Here is a 19,942-nt window from a genome sequence, read left to right on the forward strand (position 1 = left end):
GAGGACCTCGTGAACACCGCACTCTGGATCGCCGCCGGGCTGCTCGCCGCCGTCGCACTGACCGGGGGTGTCAGCAAGACGTTCGTCCCGCGGCAGAAGCTCGCCGCCACCCCCGGCGGGGCCTGGACCGGCGAACGCGGCGACGGCTTCGTCCGGACGCTCGGCGTCCTCGAGCTGCTGGCCGCCGCCGGCCTGGTGCTGCCCGCCGCCCTCGGGATCGTCCCGGTGCTGGTCCCGGTGACGGCCGCCTGCTGGGTCCTGCTCATGATCGGAGCCATGCGCACCCATCTCCGCCACGGCGAGGCGAAGTTCGCCGCCCTGAACCTGACCTACCTGGCCGTCGCCGTTTTCCTCGCCTGGGGCCGCTTCGGTCCCGCGTCCTTCACCGCGTGACCACGAAAGGGGATCCGGCCGTGACCGACCACGCGACCGAAACGTTCGTCGCCCACCGCAACCTGCTCTTCACCGTCGCCTACGAGATGCTCGGCTCGGCCGCCGACGCCGAGGACGTGCTGCAGGAAACCTGGCTGCGCTGGGCCGACGTCGACCTGGCCGAGGTGCGCGAAGAGCGCGCCTACCTCGTCCGCATCACGACGCGGCTGGCGCTCAACCGCCTGCGCACCCTGCAGCGCCGCAAGGAGGCCTACGTCGGGCCGTGGCTGCCCGAGCCGCTGCTCACCGCGCCGGACGTCGCCGAGGACGTCGAACTCGCCGAAAGCGTCTCGATGGCGCTCATGCTCGTCCTCGAGACGCTGGCGCCGACCGAGCGCGCCGTCTTCGTGCTGCGGGAGGTCTTCGACTTCGGCTACGACGAGATCGCCGCCGCCGTCGGCAAGACGCCCGCGGCCGTCCGGCAGATCGCGCACCGGGCCCGGCGGCACGTCGACGCCCGCCGCCCGCGCGAGACGGTCTCCGCCCGCGAGACCCGGGCCGCGCTCGACTCCTTCCAGCGCGCCCTCGAAACCCGGGACTTCCAGGCGCTGTTCGACGTGCTCGCCCCGGACGTCGTCCTGATGAGCGACGGCGGCGGCGTCAAGCAGGCGGCCCTGCGGCCGATCACCGGCGCGGACAAGATCGTCCGGTTCATGCTCGGCGGCATCGGCCGGACCGAAGCGAACCTCACCAGCGCCCCGACGCTCGTCAACGGCAACCCCGGGCTCGTCCTGCGCCTCGACGGCGAGCTGGACGGCGTCATGGCGGTCCGCTTCGAGGGCGGCCGCATCACCGGCCTCTACTACGTGCGCAATCCGGAGAAGCTGACCCGCGTCGGCACGGAAACCGCACTGACGCTGGGCTGAGCCGCGGGTGCCGACGCCGGACAGTAGTGCGGCGGGCGCGGCTGGTGACCGCGGAACAGGTATGGAGTCAGGTACTTGTACGGGTGCGGCGACGCGGGCCCCGGCGCAAGCTTGACCGGCCCCCGATGACCGCAGGAGGTCGGAAAACCCATGGTGCAAGGCCGGTCGCGTCCCCTCCTCCGGGTCGTCGCCCCCGCGGACTCCCCGGAGCCGCGACCGGCCCCCTCCGGGCCGCGTGACCGCTACGCCGACCTCGCCGACCGGCGGCTGGCCGCCATCCTGGCCGCCGAGGACACCGCGGAGGAGCACGGCCTCAGCCCGCACACGCGCAGCACCTGCTACGTCCACCGGTGCTGGGCGCACCAGTGCGTCGGCGACCCGCTGCACGTCCTCGTCGTCACCGGCCACCGGTGGTGCCGTCGCTGCGAATGCCCGGTCGACGTCGCCGTCGACGAGACGCCGCCCGGCGCGGTGCACCTGTTCTGCCCGCGCTGCGGCCAGGCGGGTTCGGCGGCGAACCGCGAGGTTCGGCAGGCCTGCCGGACGAGCCTGGCCGCGATGCACGGCGGTGACACGCCGACGCTGTACCGCATCCCGGACGCCTGACCCGCGCGGGTTGCTTCCTCCGAGGGGCTCGCATTGACCGGCGCGCCCGGACGTCCTTACGGTTCACGGGTGGGGAAGGCCGGCACGACGGGGGGAAAGGGCAACCTGCCCGCGGACACCACGAGCTTCGTGGGACGCAAGGCCGAGGTGGCCGAGGTCAAGCACCTGCTGACGCGGGCGCGGCTGGTCACCCTGACTGGCGTGGGCGGCGTCGGCAAGACGCGGCTGGCCGTGCAGACCGCCGCGGGCCTGGCCCGCGCGTTCCCGGACGGCGTCTGGCTGGTGGAGCTGGCCGGCCTGGACGATCCGGCGCTCGTCGCGCACACCGTGCTCGAGGCGCTCGGGGTGCACGACGAAACCGGCCGGACGCCGGCGGCGGTGCTCGCCGAGCACCTGCGGGACCGGCGGCTGCTGATCATCCTGGACAACTGCGAGCACGTCCTGGACGCCTGCGCCGCGCTGGCGCACGACCTGCTGCGCGCCGCGCCGGGCCTGCGGCTGCTGGCGACCAGCCGGGAGCGGCTCGCGCTGGCCGCCGAGCACCTCTGGCCGGTGTCGCCGCTGCCGCTGCCGGAACCGGGCCGCCCGCTGCCCGGCGGCGCGTGGCTGCAGTACCCGGCGCTGACGTTGTTCGCCGAGCGCGCGGCCGCCGTCGACCCGGGCTTCGCCGTCACCGACGCGAACCAGGAGCGCGTGGCGCAGGTGTGCCGCCTGCTGGCCGGCATCCCGCTGGCGATCGAGCTCGCCGCCGTCCGGCTGCGCGTGCTGACGCTGGCCGAGCTGGAGTCCGGGCTGGGTGACTGCTTCCGGCTGCCGGGCACGGTCAAGCGCGGCGGCGAGCCGCGGCACCAGACGCTGCTGGCCGCCGTCGACTGGAGTTTCGCGTTGTGCAGCCCGCCCGAACGGCGGGTGTGGGCGCGCGTGTCGGTGTTCGCCGGCGGCTTCGACCTGCCCGCGGCCGAGCGCGTCTGCGCGGGCGGCGACGTCCGGGACGTCCTGGCCGGGCTGGTGGAGAAGTCGGTGCTGATCCGGGAAGGCGAGCGGTTCCGGCTGCTGGAGCCGCTGCGGCAGTTCGGCCGGGACAAGCTGGCGGCGTCCGGGGACGCGGCGGCCGTGTCGCGGGCGATGCGCGACCACTACCTCGAGCTGGCCGTCCGCAGCGAACGGGCCTGGTTCGGCCCGGCGCAGGCGGAGGTCTTCCGGCGGACCCGCGTCGAGCACGCGAACCTGCGGGCGGCGCTGGACTACAGCCTAACCGAGCCGGGGGAGCTGGAGACGGGCCTGCGGCTCGCGTCGACGCTGTGGTTCTACTGGGCGGGGTGCGGGGTCTTCGGCGAAGGCCGCCACTGGCTCGACCGCGCGCTGACCCTGGCCACCGAACCGGGCGCGGCACGCGCCAAGGCGTTGTGGGTCAACGGGTACGTCGCCACGTTGCAGGGCGACACCGCGGGCGCTGTCGCGATGCTGGCGGAGTGCCGGGACTACGCGCGGCGGGCCGGTGACGAGATCGCGCTGGCGTACGCGACGCACCGGCTGGGCTGCAACCTGCTGGTGGGCGACGACGTCAGGGACGCGAAGACGCTGTTCGAGGAGGCCCGGGCACGCTACCGGCAGCTGGGCGAGCTGAACAGCAACGTGATGCTGGCCGGCATCGAGCTGGCGGTGGCGTCGGTGTTCCTCGGCGACCTCGACCGCGCGGCGGAGCTGTGCGAGGAGGCGTGCGCGACGGGCGTCGCGCACGGCGAGCGGTGGGCGCACGCGTACGCGATCTTCGTCCAGGCACTGGTGGCGTTGGGCCGCGGCGACTTCGCCCGCGCGGCCGAGCACGGGCGGCACTGCCTGCGCGTCAAGCGGGAGTTCCACGACCTGCTGGGCATCGTGCTGGCGATCGAGGTGCTGGCCTGGACGGAGGCGGCCCGCGGCCGCTGGGAACCGGCGGCGACGATGCTCGGGTCGGCCCAGCCGATCTGGCAGGCGGTCGGGTTCCCGATGTTCGGCTCCCGGTTTTTCGGTGCCCCGCACGGAGAATGCGAGACGCGCACGCGCGAAGCGCTGGGCGACGGCCCGTTCGAGGCGGCCCTCCGGCGCGGCCGCGAGTTCGGCTTGGCGGAAGCGATCGCGTACGCGCTGGGCGACACGGCACCGTCACCGGCCCCGGGCCCGGCGCGGGCGACACCGCTGACGGACCGGGAACGCGAAGTGGCATCGCTGATCGCGGACGGCCGGTCCAACCAGGAGATCGCGGACAAGCTCGTGATCTCCCGCCGCACGGCGGAAGGCCACGTGAACCGCATCCTGCGCAAGCTGGAGTTCGACTCACGAACCCAGGTCGCCGCCTGGGCGGCCCGCGTGTCGCGGCTGTGAGGCCGTGCGTTGCGGCGACTCGGCAGTCACGCGCCCGAAGGCGGCCTTGGTTGCGTGTGACGCACCGAAGGCCGCCTTGGGGCGCGCGAGCGGCCCCGGGGCCCCGCGGCGCCCGGCGCTAACCGAGCCGCTCGTCCCAGTCCGTGAACGCCGCCACGAGATCGGCGCGCGCGCCGATCTCCGTCAACCGGCGCTGCTGGTCCGCGAGGTAGTACCGGTACAACGGAACCAGCCCCGCCCGCAGCTCCGGCCGGACCTCGTCCGCGGCCAGCGGGTGTCCCGCGCGGACCCGCGAGGCCAGCCGCACCAGTGACTTCGCCGGTGCGTCCGGCCGGGCCAGGTACCACTCGATCGCTTCGTCGTTGTTCGCCGCGCGGCCGGTCGGTGTCGTTCCCGAGTACAGGAACCGCACCGGGAACAGCACCGCCTTGGTGAACCACACCGGGTCCGCCAGGAGGCGCCGCGGTTCGTGGAACTCCGCCGTAACCTCCGGGGTGGCCAGCACCGCGATCGCGAACCGCGCGCTTTCCAGCAGCAGCTCCGCGGCCGGCGGCCGGGCCACCTCGGCGAGGACGTCCGCACCCAGCAGCAGCACGCCGTGGTCGGCCAGCTGGAGGCGGTCCAGCGCCGGGAACCGGCCGTCGTCGCGGCCTTCGCGCAACGCGGGCAGCGTCGCCCAGAACACCGAAAGCTTTCGGTGCACCGGGCTCCGGCCCTGCAGCTGCTCGGTCGTCGCCGCGACCGGGGCGCCGTCGGCCCCTTCGCGCAGCACCAGCGCCACGTCGATGTCGCTGGCCGCCGGGGCGTAGCCGCCGTAGGCCAGGCTGCCCAGCAGGTACGCGCCGATCAGGTCGCCGCCCAGCGCTTCCCGGTACGCGTAGGCGGCTTCGGCGGCGATGGCCCGTGCGGCGGCCGCTGCGTCCGTCGTGGTCATGCCGCCACGGTGTCGCGGCGGGCACACTCGGCGATGCGGTCGGAGACCACGCCGATCACCTGCCACGCGCGGTCGAGCACGGTGATCACCTCGTCCACCGTCCAGTCGCCGCGCCGCCGCAGCACCTCGTAGCCCATCTCGAGGTGCTCGACGTCGGCTTCGTCGTGCAGGCCGAAGTACTCGTCGCCGGGGAACGCGCGCGTGCCGGCCTGGCTGAACACCAGGCTCCCGGCTTCGAGGGCCAGGTGCGCCAGCACCGCGCGCTGCACGCCGGGCAGGATCGCGAACTGGTCGACGAACCACGACGCGCCCGCCTCGATCACCGGGTCCCAGACGACCTGGCGGTCCTCCGCGCGGCTGCGCGCGAGGATCTTGTCGTGGCCGACCTCTTCCTCCTGGTGCTCCAACGCGAGCGCCCGCAGTTCCGGGTCGCTTTCGAAGGTGACCCGGGCGCTGATCATCCGCTGGAAGGCGTTCGACCACGGCTGCAGGTACGTGAGCACCGCCTTCTTCGTCTCCGCCGACGTGCCCTCGTCGGTCAGCAGCCGGATCAGCTCCGACGACTCGTATTCCCGTTGCCGCTGCTCGTTGTGGCGGGCGACGCGCTCGACGTCCTGCTGGGTCACGATCGGCTCCTTACCGTGGTGCTGCGGGAGATCATCTTTCCGGGGAAGCTAGGCAAGATCAACAGGCGCGAGGGGCCGGTCGTAGACGGGGAACCGGAAGTACGTGGTGACGTCGCCGCGCCGGCCGGCTGTGCGGTAGCTCACCAGCTCCAGGACACGGGTTTCGGCCAGCGGACGCGGGGCCAGCGCGGCGGTCAGGAGCCGGAACCGCCCGGGGTCGACGCCTTCGCGGTGCAGCAGCGCCGCGGTGCGTTCCACGGCTTGTTCGTCGTTGGCGGCCAGATCGGGCAGCCGCAGGTACGTCGTGGACTCGGCGGCGCGGTCCAGCCCGGACCGGAACGCCAGGCAGCTCAACGCCGCTTCACCGGCGTCTTCCCGGTCACCGGCCAGGATCGCGTAGGCGGCGCGCGCGTCTTCGGCGTCGTGCCGCAACGCCACCGCCGCGACCCGGTTGACCTGGTCGAGGTCGGCGCCGTGGTTGCGGTAGTAGATCTTGACCCGCGCCTGCGCCTCGTCGGCGAGATCGACCGCGAAGAACTCGATTTCCCGGTCGCCGTCGACGGATTCGACGCGGCGGCGGGTGTCGTCCCACGCGGCGGCCATGCCGAGCCGTGCCATGGCTTCGGCCACGGCGGCTTCGCGCTGCGCGTGCGGCCACGGGTACAGCCCGAAGTAGGTCTTGTGGACGATCCGCGACGGCGGCCGCCAGGCGATCGAGTGCCACAGCGGCGCGGGCGACGGACGGCCCCCGCGCGGCGTGAACGTCTCGTGCACCCGGTCCAGCCTGCGGGAACCGCTTTCCGCGGGCAGGTGCACGTCGTGGCCGAGGCTGTCGAACAGCACCCGCAGCTCGGGATGCCGCCCGGACCAGTTCACCGACATCTCGGCCGGGAACCCGTCGTCCGCCACATAGGACGGCTCGGCGGGCGCGGTCCCGATCGGCTCGTGCGCCCACGGCGGCAGCAGGGCCCGCAGCAGCTGTGCCGTCCGGACGGACTGCTCCACCGGGACCTCGAGCACTTCACTGGCCGTAGCCCAGAGCCCGCACAGGAAGTCACCGAAGAGACGACCGTGGGCCGGATAGTTTTCCCTTGTATATTCAGGAAACTTCGGCACGCGCATCGTCACGTGCGGATGCTATCAGTTGGATGCTTGCTCAACTAAAAAGCTGCACCCGAGTGGTCGAGCCGATTGCGCCATGTGGGTTCGGCGGTGTCCGGTGCGGACACGCAGGGACACATCGGACACCGCCGTTGTCCGGTCCGGACACGAAGTGGACAGTGACCGGACAAACCGCAGGCTCACACCGGTGCCGGCACCACCGTCATCGCGTGCTTGACCAACCGGATCAGCGCGAGCTTGCTGGAGTCCCTGTCACGTGCGTCACACATGACGATCGGCACCCGGTCCGGGACGACCAGGGCCTCGCGGATCTCGTCCGCGGTGTAGCGCGGCGCGTTGTCGAAGCAGTTCACCGCGACGACGAACGGGATCTTGCGGCGCTCGAAGAAGTCGATCGCGGCGAAGCTCGTCTCCAGCCGCCGGGTGTCGACGAGCACGATCGTCCCGATCGCGCCACGCGCCAGGTCGTCCCACATGAACCAGAACCGCGCCTGGCCCGGCGTCCCGAACAGGTACAGCACGTGCCGCGGCGAGATCGTGATCCGGCCGAAGTCGAGCGCCACCGTGGTGGTGGTCTTCCGCTCCACGCCGGACAGGTCGTCGATGCCGGCGCTCGCCTCGGTCAGCACCTCTTCGGTGGTCAGCGGCGGGATCTCGCTGACCGAGCCGACCATCGTGGTCTTCCCGGCCCCGAAGCCGCCGGCCACGATGATCTTGACCGGCGTGGGGACCATTTCGTCAGTACTTGATGAGGCCATCGAGAACCGCCTGGAGTGTTTCGAGGTCCGGCGAGGCCGCCGGGTGGTGGGCAGGGGAGCGCGTGATGACGAGGCCGCGTTCGATGAGGTCGCCGACGAGCACGCGCACGACGCCCAGCGGGATCTTCACGTAGACCGCGATCTCCGCGATCGACACCGGGCGGCGGCACAGCTGCACGATCGCCTGGTGCTCCGGCCCCAGCCCGGCCGGCTCCTGCTCCGTGCGCAGGGTCATCACCTGCGTGGACAGGTCGAGCCGGGCCGTGTCCGACGGCGTCCGGCCGCTGGTGATCGTGTACGGCCGGACCAGCGGCCCGGCGGCCTCGTCGTACCAGCCTTCCTCCGAGCTCATGTGGCCTCCCGCAGGACGCCCGCCGCCTCGCGCGGCGCGGACGCCATGTAGTCCCCGACCCGCTTGACCAGGCGGCTCATCTCGTAGGCGATCATCTCGACGTCGACGTTGTCGGCGGCCAGCACGGCGAGGCACGCTCCCTGGCCCGCCGCGGAGACGAACAGGTAGCCGCGTTCCATCTCGATCATGTTCTGCAGCACCGGGCCGCGGTTGAACTGCTTGCTCACCCCCTTGGCCAGGCTCTGCAGGCTGGAGGCGATGGCCGACAGCTGGTCGGAGTCGTCCTTGCTCATGCCTGCCGACTTGCCGATCAGCAGCCCGTCGGCGGACAGCACGATGGCGTTCTGGGCGCCGACCACGCGGTTCACCACGTCGTCGAGCAGCCAGTTGAGATCGGGTTTGGCGTTCCCGTACTCGTTCATGCGTCAGAGACCTTGACTTTCCTCTGTGGACTTTCCTGTGTGCTGTCGCGGACTACGCATCGCCCGACCCGTCCCGTCCCCGGCGGGTGCCCTTGTGGAACGCCGCGAGCGTGCGCGCGGTCCCTTCCCCTGGCGCGACGACGTCGTCGCTGTCGTCGGGTTCGTTTTCGAGCTGGGCGACGAGGTTCTGCTGCGGCTCGCGCCGGGGCAGCCGGGGCCGGTCGTCGGTCGGCGCCTCGGCCGGCGTTCCGTCGAGCGCCTCCGTGATTGCCGGCGCGGCCGCGGGCACGGCGGGCAGCGAGTCGGGCGAAGCGAGCGCGCGAGCCGGGTACGGCCGGGGCTTGACGTCCCGCTTCATCGGGATCTGGCCGCTGAACGAGCTGGGCGTGTCCAGGGAATCGAGCGGGCTTTCCGCCGCCTGCGCCGCGGACGCGCCCACCGGGGCGAGGACCGCGGTGGTCTCCGCCGGGGACGACCCGGGCTCTTCGGCCGGTTCGCCGTGCCGGCCGGCCAGGTGCTGGGTGGGGATGAGCACGGTGGCGCGCAGGCCGCCGTAGCGCGAGGGGTCGAAGGTGACGGTCATGCCGAGCTTGGCCGCCAGGCGCGCGACCACGAACAGGCCGAGGCTCGAGTCGGCCCGCAGCGCCATCGCGTCGAACTCGGGCGCCTCGGCCATCATCGCGTTGGCCCACTCGCGCACGGCGTCCTTCATGCCGAGCCCCTGGTCCGAGACGTCGACGACGACCCCGCGCGCGACCAGCCGGCTGGTCACCTCGACCGGCGAGCCGGGCGGCGAGAACGACGTCGCGTTGTCGACCAGCTCGGCGACGAGGTGGATCGTGTCGGCCACCGCGGCGCCGACGATCGAGACGTCCGGCACCTGCTCGACCTGGACCCGCGCGTACTGCTCGGTTTCCGACACGGCCGCGCGCAGCACCTCCATCAGCGGCACCGGCTTGCGCCAGCGGCGGCCGGGCTGCTTGCCGCCGAGGATGATCAGGTTCTCGGTGGTGCGGCGGGCGCGGGCGGCGAGGTGGTCGAGCTGGAACAGCGAGGCCAGCTGCGTCGAGTTCTCTTCGCGGGCTTCCATCTCGTCGAGGATCTGCAGCTGCTGGTGGACCAGGACCTGGTTGCGGTGCGCGATGCCGAGGAACACGTTGTGCACGCCGCTGCGGGCCTTGGCCTCGCTGGCCGCGGCGTTGACGGCGGTCAGCTGCGCGGTGTTGAACGCCTCGGCCACCTGGCCGATCTCGTCGCGGCCGTGGTCGAGCTGCGGCAGCTCCGCGGCCAGGTCGACCGGTTCGCCGTTCTTCAGCCGCTCGACGATGTCGGGCAGCCGGTTGCGGGCGAGGTCGAGCGAGTCGTTGCGCAGCCGGGCCAGGCGGGTCATCAGCGCGCGGTCGACGAGCGAGCGGGACACCCGCACCGCGACGATGATCGCCGCCAGCGACGCGAGCAGGGCCAGGATGCTGCCGATGATCACGTTGCGCAGCTGCGCGTCGCCGGAGTCGATCGCGGCGGCGGAGACCTTGTCCGCCTGGGCGATCGCCATGTCGTTGAGGCGCTCGGCGACCTGGGTCGTCGCGTTCTGCCAGTCCGCTTCGGACACCGGCACGCTGTTCTGCTCGCCGGGGGTCCACGGGCCGTGCTTGACGAGCCCGGCTTCCGCGGCGGCCAGCTGCTTCCACGCGGCGCTGCCGGTCAGGGCTTCGTACTTGGCGCGCACGCCGGGGTCGAGGAACGGCGCGATCTGCGCCAGCTGCGTCCGGTAGAAGCCGGACAGCTGCGCGAACTGCGCGAAGTCGTCGGGCGCGAACGTCCCGGCGGAGAACGCGGTCGACACCAGCGACGTCTCGCGCGACATCATGTCACCGGCGCGGAACACCGAGGTCGCGGTGATGCCGCCGGTCGCCGCTTCGGCGTCGGGGACGATCCGGGCCTGGGTGTCGAACAGGTTGGACGCGGTGTCCATCACGCCGTTGTAGTAGGCGTTGACCTGCGCGCGGTCGATGCTGCGGAAGCTGATCTGCGAGCGCAGCACCGGCAGCTGGTCGAACTGGGACTTGAGCGCGTTCACCTTGGCCGCGATCTCGTCCGGGGCGTTGGAGATCGTCGCGGCGAACGCGTCCTTGAGCGCGGACAGCTTTTCGTCGGTGGCCTTCTGCTGTTGCTGCAGGCGTCCCGGGCCGAGCGCCGGGTCGTCCAGGTACTGCAGGGCGGACTGGCGTTCCTTCTGGAACTCGGCCAGCGCGGTGGCGGCGGGGATGGACACCTCGCGCACGGACGCCGCGACCAGCCGGACGTAGACGCCGTTGAAGAGGAAGTAGGAGGACACCGCGATCCACAGCACCAGCAGCGTCACGCTGGGAATGAGGACGGTCCTGGTCAGCCGTTTGCGGATCGACTTGTCGTAGGGCTTGTCCGACTCGTCCTGGACGTCTTTGGTCTGCACGGCGGTTCACGTACTCCTGAGTGACGGTCGGCGAAAACTCCGGACCCGGACGAGGAAGCGGACACGACGAGGGGACACAGCGGCCGCCGTCACCCGTCTTCGCCTCACCCTCCGTGTTGCCGCGGAATCGATCAGGGTCCGTTTTTTACCACGAACCCGGGTGCGGCGGTGGGCGTGACCCGTGTCCCGGACGGCGTCCCGGCAGGCGGCGAACGGCGTTCACCGAGTGCTCCGGGGCGGTTACCCGTGTTTCCTCTGGTAACGGGCCCGCGCCCGGTTTCGGCGTGCTGCACGCTGAGCCGAACGGGTGAAAGTTAATTCGGCCGCCCCGGCGTGGCGGGCGTCCGCGGGGCGGGAACGGCGGCCGCAGCTGTCCCAGCCCGATCCGATGTCTTCGGGGTCTCGGGCGGTCCCGCGCGGCATCTGCGCCGGCTCGCTGTGGCTTTACATTACCTATCTACTTGTCAAGCAAGCTGTACATCATCTATCGTCTTGTACACTCGGCCAACGGAGGAGGGTGTCATGAGCGCAGGAACAGTGCCCGCCGGTTCGACCGAGCTGTGGCGCGACCGCAAGCGTTACCTGTGGCTGATCGGCCTGGTGGTGCCGTCGCTGGCGTTCCTCGCCATCGGGCTGCGCGCGGCCACCGGGTGGGGCGGGTGGTTCTGGATCGGGCCGGTCGTGATCCTCGTGATCGTGCCCGTCATCGACCTGCTCGCCGGGCTGGACCGCGGCAACCCGCCCGACGACGTCATCGAACGGCTCGAGAACGACCGCTACTACCGGTGGATCACGTTCGCGTTCCTGCCGGTGCAGTACCTCGGGTTCGCGGCCGCGTTCTGGCTGATCGCGCACGGCGACCTGAGCGTCGCCGACAAGGCCGGGCTCGCGGTGTCGATCGGCTGCATCGGCGGCATCGGCATCAACACCGCGCACGAGCTGGGCCACAAGAAGGAAAGCCACGAGCGCTGGCTGTCGAAGATCGCGCTGGCGCAAAGCTGCTACGGCCACTTCTACATCGAGCACAACCGCGGCCACCACGTCCGCGTGGCGACGCCGGAGGACCCGGCGAGCAGCCGCGTCGGCGAAAGCTTCTACCGCTTCTGGCCGCGCACGGTCTTCGGCTCGCTGAAGTCGGCGTGGCGGCTGGAGCGCAAGCGCTACGCCCGCCGCGGCAAGCATCCGTTCCGCCTGGGCAACGACGTCCTCAACGCGTGGCTGATGTCCGCGGTGCTGTGGGCGGCGATGGTCGCCTGGCTCGGCCCCGGCATCCTGCCCTACCTGGTGATCCAGGCCGTCATCGGCTTCTCGCTGCTGGAGGTCGTCAACTACATGGAGCACTACGGCATGCTGCGGCAGCGCGTGGGCGCGCCGGGGAAGCGGCGGTACGAGCGGGTCGATCCCAGCCACAGCTGGAACTCCAACAACATCGCCACCAACGTCCTGCTGTACCACCTGCAGCGGCACAGCGACCACCACGCCAATCCGACGCGGCGCTACCAGACGCTGCGCGACTTCGCCGAATCACCGGTCCTGCCGACCGGGTACGCGGGCATGATCGTCCTGGCGCTCGTCCCGCCGCTGTGGCGCCGCGTGATGGACCCGCGGGTGCTCGCGCACTTCGACGGCGACATCTCGCGTGCCAACATCCAGCCGGCCAAGCGCGCGAAAATCCTTGCCCGGTACGGAACGCGCGTCACCGCGTCGGCGTCCGCGCGCGCCGACACCCACGGCGACGCGACCGAAGGCGGCATGTGCCCGGGCTGCGGGTACGTCTACGACGAGAAGCTCGGCGACCCCCGCGAGGGCTTCCCGGCTGGCACGCCGTGGTCGGCGATCCCGGACTCCTGGTGCTGCCCGGACTGCGGCGTGCGCGAGAAGGTCGACTTCGTCGCGCCGGGACGGGTGGGTGCGTGATGCGGATCGAAGCGGACCGCGGGAAATGCGACGGCCTCGGCATGTGCGAGGCGATGGCGCCGGACTTCTTCGAGGTCGGCGAGGACGGCACGGTCGTGGTGCTCGACGAGCGGCCCGGCGAGGAGCACCGCCGGGACGTCGCCGCCGCGGTCGACGCCTGCCCGGTGCTCGCCCTGAAGCTGACATGACGCTCGTCGTCGCCGGCGCCTCGCTGGCCGGGTTGCGCGCGGTGGAGTCGGCGCGCCGCACCGGCTACCGCGGCCGGATCGTGCTCGTCGGCGCCGAGGAGCACCTGCCCTACGACCGGCCGCCGCTGTCGAAGGCGTTGCTCGACCCGGACGGCCCGCGCGCGGCCGAGCCGTTCCACGCCGAGGGCGTGCTGCGGGACGAGCTCGGCGTCGAACTCATGCTGGGCGCTCCGGCCGAAAACCTCGACACCGCCGCGCGCGAGGTCGTCGTCGCCGGGAAGGCCGTGCCCTACCGGGCGTTGGTGATCGCGACCGGGGCGACCGCGCGCCGCCTGCCCGGCGCCCGCACCCTGCGTACCGCCGAAGACGCCGTCGCGGTGCGTGCCGCGCTGGACGCGGGCGCTCGCACCGTCGTGATCGGCGCCGGGTTCATCGGCTCGGAGGTCGCTTCGGCGGCTCGCAAGCGCGGCCTGCCGGTGACGATCGTCGAGGCCGCTCCCGTCCCGCTCGCCCGCGCGGTCGGCGAGGTCGCCGGGGCGGCGCTGGCCGGGCTGCACCGCGCGGCGGGCACCGAGCTGCGGCTCGCCACCGAGGTCACCGGCGTCGGCGGCGACGGCGTGCGCTTGGCCGGCGGCGAAATCCTGCCGGCGGACCTCGTGGTCGCCGGCATCGGCGCGGTGCCCGCGACCGGCTGGCTCGAGGGCAGCGGTTTGCCGCTCCACGAGCGCGACCGTGGCGTGGTGTGCGACGCGACTCTCGCGGCCGGACCGCCGGGTGTCTACGCCGCCGGCGACGTCGCGCACGTGCCCCATCCGCTCTTCGACGGCGAGCCGATGCGCCTGGAGCACTGGACGAACGCGGCCGAGCAGGGTGCGGCCGCGGCCCGGCACGCGCTCGACCCGGCGGCGGCGCGACCGGCGGAGTCGGTGCCGTACTTCTGGTCCGACTGGTACGGCCACCGCATCCAGTTCGTCGGCACCCCGCGCGCCGACGAGGTGGTGGCCGCGGACGGGGTGACGCTGTACCGCCGCGGCGACCGGGTCGCCGGCGCGCTCACCGTCGACCGCCCGCGCGAGATCATGAAGTACCGGCGGCGGATCGCCGCGCGGGCCCCGTGGGCTGAGGCGCTCGCATTCGCGGGCGCCGCCTAGAATGGCGATCATGAGCGGGGCACTTCCGGCACCGCCCGAGGGTGGTCAGCACCGGCGGCCGATCATCACCGCGGCGATCGAGCTGACCGCGCGGTCCGGCTGGTCGGCGGTCACGATGGCCCGGCTGGCCGAGGTCGTCGGCGTCAGCCGCCAGACCGTCTACAACGAGATCGGCTCCAAGGCCGCGCTGGCCGAGGCGATGGTCGCGCACGAGCTCGACCGGTTCCTCTCCGTCGTCGGCGCCGCGTTCGACCGGCACGAGAACGACCTCGTCGAGGCGATCTACGACGCCGTCCGCGCGGTCCTGGAGCTGGCCGACGACAACATCCTGCTGCGCGCGATCGCCTCCGCGACGCACGGCACGGCCCCGGAACTGCTCCCGCTGCTGACCACCGGCGCCGGGACGCTGCTGACGCAGGCGAAGACGATGCTGACCGCCCGCGTGGCCGCCTACCGGCCGCCGCTGACCGCCGAGCAGGTCGCCGTGGTGATCGACCTGGTCGTCCGCACGGTGCTCAGCCACGTCATGCAGCCGTCGGACACCCCGGCCCGGACCGCCGACGCGCTGGCCTGGCTCGCGGCGCGCGTCCTCGGCGTGGACGCGGCCCCGGCGCTGCGGCACACGTGACGGCTCAGCGCAGGCCGTGCCGGTCCAGCCACGCGCCGATCTCGGCGGCGATCTCCTTCGGCCGGTCCTCGTGGGCGTGGTGCCCGGCCTCCCCGCAGGCGACGACGTCGAGCGCGGCGATGTTCTCCCGGCACCACCGCGTCACTTCGTCCCCGATGAGCAGCGTCGGGGAGCCTTCGAAGGTCAGCAGCAGCTTGGGCGTGCCGGTGCTGGCGGCCAGCCACTCGTCGTAGGCCTCGATGCGGGCGACGACCTCGGGCGGCTCGCCGCCGAGCGGCAGCTGCCGCGCCCAGGCGAGCACCGGGCGGCGGCTTTCCGGCGTCGGGAACGGCGCCAGGTACGGCTCGAGATCCGCCACCGGCGTGCGGACGCCCCCGGTGAACGCCTGCCGGACGAACAGGTCCTGCTCCAGCACCATCTCCTCGCCGACGCCCGGCGTCCGGATCTTCCGCGTCCGTTCGGCCGCCTGCGGCGACACGTCGTCCCAGGCGATGGGCTTGACGATGGTCTCGTAGAAGGCCACGCCGCGGACGCGGCCGGGGTGGCGGGCGGCGTGGTCGAAGGCGAGCGCGCCACCCCAGTCGTGTCCGACGAGGACCACGTCGTCGAGGCCGAGCGCGTCGAACCAGGCGTCGAGGTGCCGGGCGTGGTCGGCGAAGGAGTACGCGATGTCCGGCTTGGGCGACCGGCCCATGCCGATGAGATCGGGCGCCAGCAGCCGTCCGCCGCCGACGTGCGGGAGGACGTTCCGCCAGCCGTAGGAGGAGCCGGGGTTGCCGTGCAGGAAGACGATCGGGGTGCCGGTGCCGGATTCTTCGTGGTGCAGCATGTCTTGTCCGTTCAGGGGTTCAGGGGCGTGTCGAGCAGGACGGTGAGTTCGCGAGTCAGCGCCTTCGTGCGCTCGCCGCGGCGGCCGCCCAGCGGGGCGAGGAGCCGGTCGAGCAGCTCGGCCACGGTCGCGATCGCGGGCTCGACGACCTCGCGGCCGCGGGCGGTGAGCGCGAGCCGGACGGTGCGGGTGTCGGCGGGGTCGCGGGTGCGCTCGACGAGCCCGCCGGCGTCGAGCGAGCGAGCGAGCTTGGAGACGTAGAGCGGTTCGAGGCCGGTCTCGTCGGCGAGTTCCCGCTGGCTGGGCGCCGCTCCGGCGCGTTCCAGGCCGGCGAGCGAGGACAGGAAGACGTACTGCGCGTGCGTCAGGCCCATCGGCGCCAGCGCGCGGTCCACCGCCACGCGCCACTTCAGGGAAAGCCGCCAGACGAGATGGCCGGGAGTGCTCATGCCAGAAACTGTACATGGCTACTATGTACATGGCCACTATCCGGCCGGAAGCGGTGCGGCGGAGTCAGGCGGCGAGTTCGCGGATGCGCGCCATGGCGGCCCGCACCTCGGCGAAGCCGGTGGTCAGCGGGCTGAGGCCGACGCGGATGCCGTCGGGACGGCGGAAGTCGATCAGCACGCCGTTTTCGATGAGCAGCCGGGAGAGCCGCTCGGCGTCCGGGTGCCGCAGGGTGACGTGCCCGCCGCGGCGGTCGTCTTCGCGCGGCGAAGCCACCGTGAAACCGAGCGGGACGAGCCACGCGTCGGCGAGGTCGATGACCCAGCGGCCCAGCGCGACGGCCTTCGCCCGCACCCGCTCGATCCCGGCCTCGGCCAGCAGCGCGACGCCTTCCTGGACGCCCACCATGCCGAGCACCGGCGGCGTCCCGGACAGCGCGCGGCGGATGCCCGGCGCGGGCACGTAGTGCTCGGCCATGGCGAACGTGTCGGCCGCGCCCATCCAGCCGGTGATGGGCTGGCCGAACTCGGCGTGGTGGCGCGCGTTGACGTACAGGAACGCGGGCGCGCCGGGCCCGGCGTTGAGGAACTTGTACGTGCACCCCACGGCGAAGTCGGCGCCCGCCGCGTCCAGCTCCACGGGCAGCGCGCCGACGCTGTGGCAGAGGTCCCAGATGGCCAGCCCGCCGCGCTCCTGCACCAGCCGCGTGATCCCGGGCAGGTCGGCGATCTCCGCCGACCGGTAGTCCACATGGGACAGCACGACCGCGGCGGTCCGGTCGCCGGTGACCGCCCCGACGTCCGCCACGGTGTCGAGCCAGCGGACCGTCTTGCCGAGTTCGGCGGCGACGCTCTCGACGAGGAACCGGTCGGTGGGGAAGTTGGCGGTGTCGGTGACGATCTCGTCGCGTCCCGGCCGCAGCGCGACGGCCGCGCGGAGCACCTTGTACAGGCACACGGACGTCGAGTCGGCGACGATGGTCTGCCCGGGTGCGGCACCGAGCGCGACGCGGCCCAGCTCGTCGCCGATCCGCTCGGGCAGGGCGAGCCAGCGCTCGTCCCAGGACCGGATGAGCCGGGCGCCCCACTGCTCGGCGACGACCTCCCGCAGCCGCTCGGCGGTGGCGCGCAGCGGTCGGCCCAGCGAGTTGCCGTCGAGGTAGGCGACGACGCCGGGATCGGTGATCGGGACGAAGCGGTCGCGGAACCCGGCGAGCTCGTCTCCGGCGTCGAGGCGTTCCGCCTCCTGCAGCGTGGTCAGCGGTTCTTCTCCTTCAGCCGCACGGCTTCCTTGCGCACCTCGGCCTGCGTGGCGCGTTCCCGGACCAGCCAGTCGGGGTTCTCTTCCTTCAGCGCTTCGATCTGCTCGGTGGTGAGCGCCTCGGTGATCCCGCCGCGGGTGAGGCCGCCGATCGAGATGCCGAGCTTCGCCGCGACGACCTGCCGCGGGTGCGGGCCGGTCCGGCGCAGCTCCCGCAGCCACTCGGGCGGGTCGGCCTGCAGCGCGTTCAGCTCGTCGCGCGAGACGACGCCCTCCCGGAACTCCGGGGGCGTGGCTTCGAGGTACACACCCAGCTTCTTCGCCGCTGTCGCGGGCTTCATCGTCTGGGTGGTCTTGTGCGACGTCATGCCGTCCAGGGTAGCCAGCGCCCCGCCCGGTAACCTGACCCGGTGACCTCGTTCCGCCTCGCGTACGTTCCGGGAGCGACGCCCGCCAAGTGGGTCCGGACCTGGGCGGAGCGGATGCCGGAGGTGCCGCTGACCCTGGTGCCGGTCGAGGCGGCCGGCGCGACGGGGCTGATCCGCGCGCGCGAGGCGGACGCGGCGTTGCTGCGGTCCCCGATCGACCGCGACGGCCTGCACGCGATCCCGCTCTACACCGAGACGACGGTGGTGGTCGTCCCCAAGGACCACCTGATCGCGGCGGCCGACGAAGTGTCCACTGCGGATTTGGCGGACGACGTCGTGCTGCACCCGCTGGACGACACGATCGAGTGGACTTCGCTCCCGGGCCGCCCGGCGGTTTCGCGCCCCGGGACGACGGCGGACGCCGTCGAGCTGGTGGCGGCGGGCGTCGGTGTGCTGGTGGTGCCGCAGTCGCTGGCCCGGCTGCACCACCGCCGTGACCTGACCTACCGCCCGGTCACCGACGCGCCGCAGTCGAGCGTGGCGCTGTCGTGGCTGGAGGACGAGACGACGGACCTGATGGAGACGTTCATCGGGATCGTCCGCGGCCGCACGGTCAACAGCACGCGCGGACGCCCGCCGCAGGCGCCCGCCGAGCGCAAGCGCCCGGAGCGCAAGCCGGCGGCGGCGAAGAAGCCGGTCCGGCGCGGGGGCGGGGCGCCGAAGCGGGGCAAGCCGCGGCGGCGGTCCTGAGCCCGGCCGGTCAGGACGTCGAGTAGACGCAGTTGCCGTCCACGCGGTCCGGCAGGTCGGGGTCGTCGAACCACAGGCCGTTCTCGCCGAGGTAGCGGAACTGGATGACGGTGCCGGGAGGCACTTCCACCGACGCCGAGCGGCGGCCGTTGGAGCGCGGGGTCAGGTGGTGGCGGCCGGGGGTCCAGTCGTTGAACGACCCGACGACGCTCACCCGCCCGGGCGGTGCCCCGACGGGGAGGCTGAAGGTGACGCGCTGGGTGCCGGCCCGGCTCTTGCTGGTCTTGATCACGCGGCGACGGCCTTTCGGGGGGAGTGGCGGAGGGGACGTGCTCGGCACTGAGCGCCGACATGATGACACAGCTGTGACGATTCGGTCACGTCCAGTGCCCGAAGGGATGACAAGGCCGCTCAACGGTTCGCCTCCGACCGGGTGGTCCTGCGGCGAACCATGATCATCTTGCTGCCGGAGCTGTGTTCAGGTGCGAAACTGACTGCCGTGACCGTCATCGTTGATCGTCATGTCAAGGACCCGTGTGCGTGGTTGCGCGCGGTGACCGGCGAGCTCGCCGGCGCGCCGCCCGCCGACACGCGCGGGGTGCTCCTGACGGTGTGGGACGGGCTGGTGGCCGCCCGGCTGGCCGGGCTGCACGCGGCGGCGGCTTCGCCGCGCTGGCGCGCCCGGCAGCGGCACGCCGAAGCGGTCGAGTTCGATCTGGCCGTCCAGCTGGCCCGCAACTGCACCGTCGGTACCGGCCTGGCCATCCCGGCCCGGCTGAGCGGGGCCGCGGTCGCCTGGCCCGTCGAGCGGGCGGACGCCGCGGTGGCCGCGATCATCGCGTTCTGCGGAACGGCGGAAACGATGCTGCGCCGGGCGGGCGAGCTGACGCCGGTGTGGGAGGACAGCCTCCTGGGCCCGGTGGCGTTGACGCGCTGGCTGGCGGACTGCTGGGCGGGCAGGCACACGGGAGACCCGTTGCGGCTGCCGGTGCCCCCGCCGCCGTGGTGGCGCTGAGGCCGGTCCGTCAGGGGAATCGCGGGGCCGGAGCGACCGGCCCCGGGCGAAAGGAGGCGGGGATGGCGCCATCGGCTGTCCCGCCGTCGAGATTCCCGCACGCGACCCGCGCGGCGGTACACGAGCTGCTGCTGGCCGAGCTGAGGTCAGCGGGAGGCCGTGCGCGCGCGGCGGGCTGCCCACGCGAGGTGGTGCTGGAGGTGTTGAGCACCCGAGTGTGCACGGCAACCGGCGACGGCGAGGACGGGCAGAGCGGATAGCGGCCAGGCCGGGACGGGGCTCGCGATCCGGTGGCCGCTGGTGCGCGCTCGCCGGTCGAGGCAATCCGGTGCACGGCCATCCCGCCGCGCGCGGCAGCCGGTCGAGCGCGGCCCGGCGGCCGCTCAAACGGCGGCAGGTCTACTCGGCCATTCCGCCGCCGCGGCAGCCGGTCGAGCCCAGCCTGCTCGGCCGGG

General features: G+C 72.7%; 22 protein-coding genes. 10 read left to right on the forward strand and 12 right to left on the reverse strand.

The window, feature by feature from the left end:
- The first annotated feature begins 9 nt into the window (after positions 1 to 9).
- The 4 genes from BT341_RS19750 (at position 10) to BT341_RS19765 (ending at position 4,268) form a co-directional block, all read left to right on the forward strand.
- Positions 10 to 393, forward strand: coding sequence for a DoxX family protein (locus BT341_RS19750; RefSeq protein ID WP_072477702.1), 384 nt, complete (start codon positions 10 to 12; stop codon positions 391 to 393).
- Between the two features lie 20 nt (positions 394 to 413).
- Positions 414 to 1,298 carry an RNA polymerase sigma-70 factor gene (locus BT341_RS19755; RefSeq protein ID WP_072477703.1) on the forward strand — a complete coding sequence of 295 codons (885 nt, stop codon included), beginning with the start codon at positions 414 to 416 and terminating at the stop codon, positions 1,296 to 1,298.
- Positions 1,299 to 1,448: 150 nt separating this feature from the next.
- Positions 1,449 to 1,904 (forward strand): hypothetical protein, encoded by a 456-nt coding sequence (locus BT341_RS19760; RefSeq protein WP_072477704.1) that lies wholly within the window; start codon positions 1,449 to 1,451, stop codon positions 1,902 to 1,904.
- A 69-nt stretch (positions 1,905 to 1,973) separates the two neighbouring features.
- Positions 1,974 to 4,268, forward strand: a complete 2,295-nt coding sequence (locus BT341_RS19765) for an ATP-binding protein (RefSeq protein ID WP_072477705.1) — start codon at positions 1,974 to 1,976, stop codon at positions 4,266 to 4,268.
- A 118-nt stretch (positions 4,269 to 4,386) separates the two neighbouring features.
- On the opposite strand, the gene BT341_RS19770 is transcribed toward BT341_RS19765, so the two are convergent.
- From BT341_RS19770 to BT341_RS19800, 7 genes are all read right to left on the reverse strand, one after another.
- On the reverse strand, positions 4,387 to 5,202 hold the full coding sequence (locus tag BT341_RS19770) for a hypothetical protein (protein WP_072477706.1): 816 nt from the start codon (positions 5,200 to 5,202) through the stop codon (positions 4,387 to 4,389).
- Complete coding sequence (locus BT341_RS19775) at positions 5,199 to 5,828, reverse strand: hypothetical protein (protein ID WP_072477707.1); 630 nt, start codon at positions 5,826 to 5,828, stop codon at positions 5,199 to 5,201. The genes BT341_RS19770 and BT341_RS19775 overlap by 4 nt, the downstream gene beginning before the upstream one ends.
- 48 nt (positions 5,829 to 5,876) lie before the next feature.
- Entirely contained in the window at positions 5,877 to 6,848 is a 972-nt protein-coding gene (locus BT341_RS19780) for a hypothetical protein (RefSeq protein WP_245805035.1), read from the reverse strand.
- A gap of 281 nt (positions 6,849 to 7,129) precedes the next feature.
- Entirely contained in the window at positions 7,130 to 7,684 is a 555-nt protein-coding gene (locus BT341_RS19785) for a GTP-binding protein (protein WP_072477708.1), read from the reverse strand.
- 4 nt (positions 7,685 to 7,688) lie between these two features.
- The gene (locus BT341_RS19790) at positions 7,689 to 8,060 is read right to left on the reverse strand and encodes a DUF742 domain-containing protein (RefSeq protein ID WP_072477709.1); all 372 of its coding nucleotides are present in this window, start codon (positions 8,058 to 8,060) and stop codon (positions 7,689 to 7,691) included.
- A complete protein-coding gene (locus BT341_RS19795) occupies positions 8,057 to 8,482 on the reverse strand; it encodes a roadblock/LC7 domain-containing protein (protein WP_072477710.1) in 426 nt (141 codons plus the stop codon). The genes BT341_RS19790 and BT341_RS19795 overlap by 4 nt, the downstream gene beginning before the upstream one ends.
- 52 nt (positions 8,483 to 8,534) lie before the next feature.
- A complete protein-coding gene (locus BT341_RS19800) occupies positions 8,535 to 10,934 on the reverse strand; it encodes a sensor histidine kinase (RefSeq protein WP_072477711.1) in 2,400 nt (799 codons plus the stop codon).
- A gap of 522 nt (positions 10,935 to 11,456) precedes the next feature.
- On the opposite strand from BT341_RS19800, the gene BT341_RS19805 reads away from it, so the two are divergent.
- The 4 genes from BT341_RS19805 to BT341_RS19820 are packed head-to-tail and all read left to right on the forward strand — an operon-like array spanning position 11,457 to position 14,818.
- Positions 11,457 to 12,851, forward strand: coding sequence for a fatty acid desaturase (locus BT341_RS19805; RefSeq protein ID WP_072477712.1), 1,395 nt, complete (start codon positions 11,457 to 11,459; stop codon positions 12,849 to 12,851).
- On the forward strand, positions 12,851 to 13,039 hold the full coding sequence (locus BT341_RS19810; protein ID WP_072477713.1) for a ferredoxin: 189 nt from the start codon (positions 12,851 to 12,853) through the stop codon (positions 13,037 to 13,039). Before BT341_RS19805 ends, BT341_RS19810 begins: the two co-directional genes overlap by 1 nt.
- Complete coding sequence (locus tag BT341_RS19815) at positions 13,036 to 14,190, forward strand: NAD(P)/FAD-dependent oxidoreductase (protein WP_072477714.1); 1,155 nt, start codon at positions 13,036 to 13,038, stop codon at positions 14,188 to 14,190. Before BT341_RS19810 ends, BT341_RS19815 begins: the two co-directional genes overlap by 4 nt.
- Before the next feature lies 1 nt (position 14,191).
- Positions 14,192 to 14,818 carry a TetR/AcrR family transcriptional regulator gene (locus BT341_RS19820; protein WP_072477715.1) on the forward strand — a complete coding sequence of 209 codons (627 nt, stop codon included), beginning with the start codon at positions 14,192 to 14,194 and terminating at the stop codon, positions 14,816 to 14,818.
- Positions 14,819 to 14,822: 4 nt separating this feature from the next.
- On the opposite strand, the gene BT341_RS19825 is transcribed toward BT341_RS19820, so the two are convergent.
- The 4 genes from BT341_RS19825 to BT341_RS19840 all read right to left on the reverse strand — a co-directional run bounded on the left by BT341_RS19825 (position 14,823) and on the right by BT341_RS19840 (position 17,722).
- Complete coding sequence (locus BT341_RS19825; RefSeq protein ID WP_072477716.1) at positions 14,823 to 15,647, reverse strand: haloalkane dehalogenase; 825 nt, start codon at positions 15,645 to 15,647, stop codon at positions 14,823 to 14,825.
- Between the two features lie 11 nt (positions 15,648 to 15,658).
- Entirely contained in the window at positions 15,659 to 16,096 is a 438-nt protein-coding gene (locus tag BT341_RS19830; RefSeq protein ID WP_072477717.1) for a MarR family winged helix-turn-helix transcriptional regulator, read from the reverse strand.
- Between the two features lie 64 nt (positions 16,097 to 16,160).
- Positions 16,161 to 17,354, reverse strand: coding sequence for a kynureninase (locus BT341_RS19835; protein WP_072482061.1), 1,194 nt, complete (start codon positions 17,352 to 17,354; stop codon positions 16,161 to 16,163).
- Positions 17,351 to 17,722 (reverse strand): DUF5997 family protein, encoded by a 372-nt coding sequence (locus BT341_RS19840; RefSeq protein WP_072477718.1) that lies wholly within the window; start codon positions 17,720 to 17,722, stop codon positions 17,351 to 17,353. Before BT341_RS19840 ends, BT341_RS19835 begins: the two co-directional genes overlap by 4 nt.
- 42 nt (positions 17,723 to 17,764) lie before the next feature.
- Between BT341_RS19840 and BT341_RS19845 the strand changes: the two genes are divergently transcribed.
- On the forward strand, positions 17,765 to 18,472 hold the full coding sequence (locus BT341_RS19845; protein WP_072477719.1) for a LysR substrate-binding domain-containing protein: 708 nt from the start codon (positions 17,765 to 17,767) through the stop codon (positions 18,470 to 18,472).
- A gap of 10 nt (positions 18,473 to 18,482) precedes the next feature.
- On the opposite strand, the gene BT341_RS19850 is transcribed toward BT341_RS19845, so the two are convergent.
- On the reverse strand, positions 18,483 to 18,764 hold the full coding sequence (locus BT341_RS19850) for an early set domain-containing protein (RefSeq protein WP_072477720.1): 282 nt from the start codon (positions 18,762 to 18,764) through the stop codon (positions 18,483 to 18,485).
- Positions 18,765 to 18,971: 207 nt separating this feature from the next.
- On the opposite strand from BT341_RS19850, the gene BT341_RS19855 reads away from it, so the two are divergent.
- A complete protein-coding gene (locus BT341_RS19855; RefSeq protein WP_072482062.1) occupies positions 18,972 to 19,487 on the forward strand; it encodes a hypothetical protein in 516 nt (171 codons plus the stop codon).
- Positions 19,488 to 19,942: the final 455 nt, after the last annotated feature.

This window comes from Amycolatopsis australiensis (assembly GCF_900119165.1).
Classification (GTDB): Bacteria; Actinomycetota; Actinomycetes; order Mycobacteriales; family Pseudonocardiaceae; genus Amycolatopsis; species Amycolatopsis australiensis.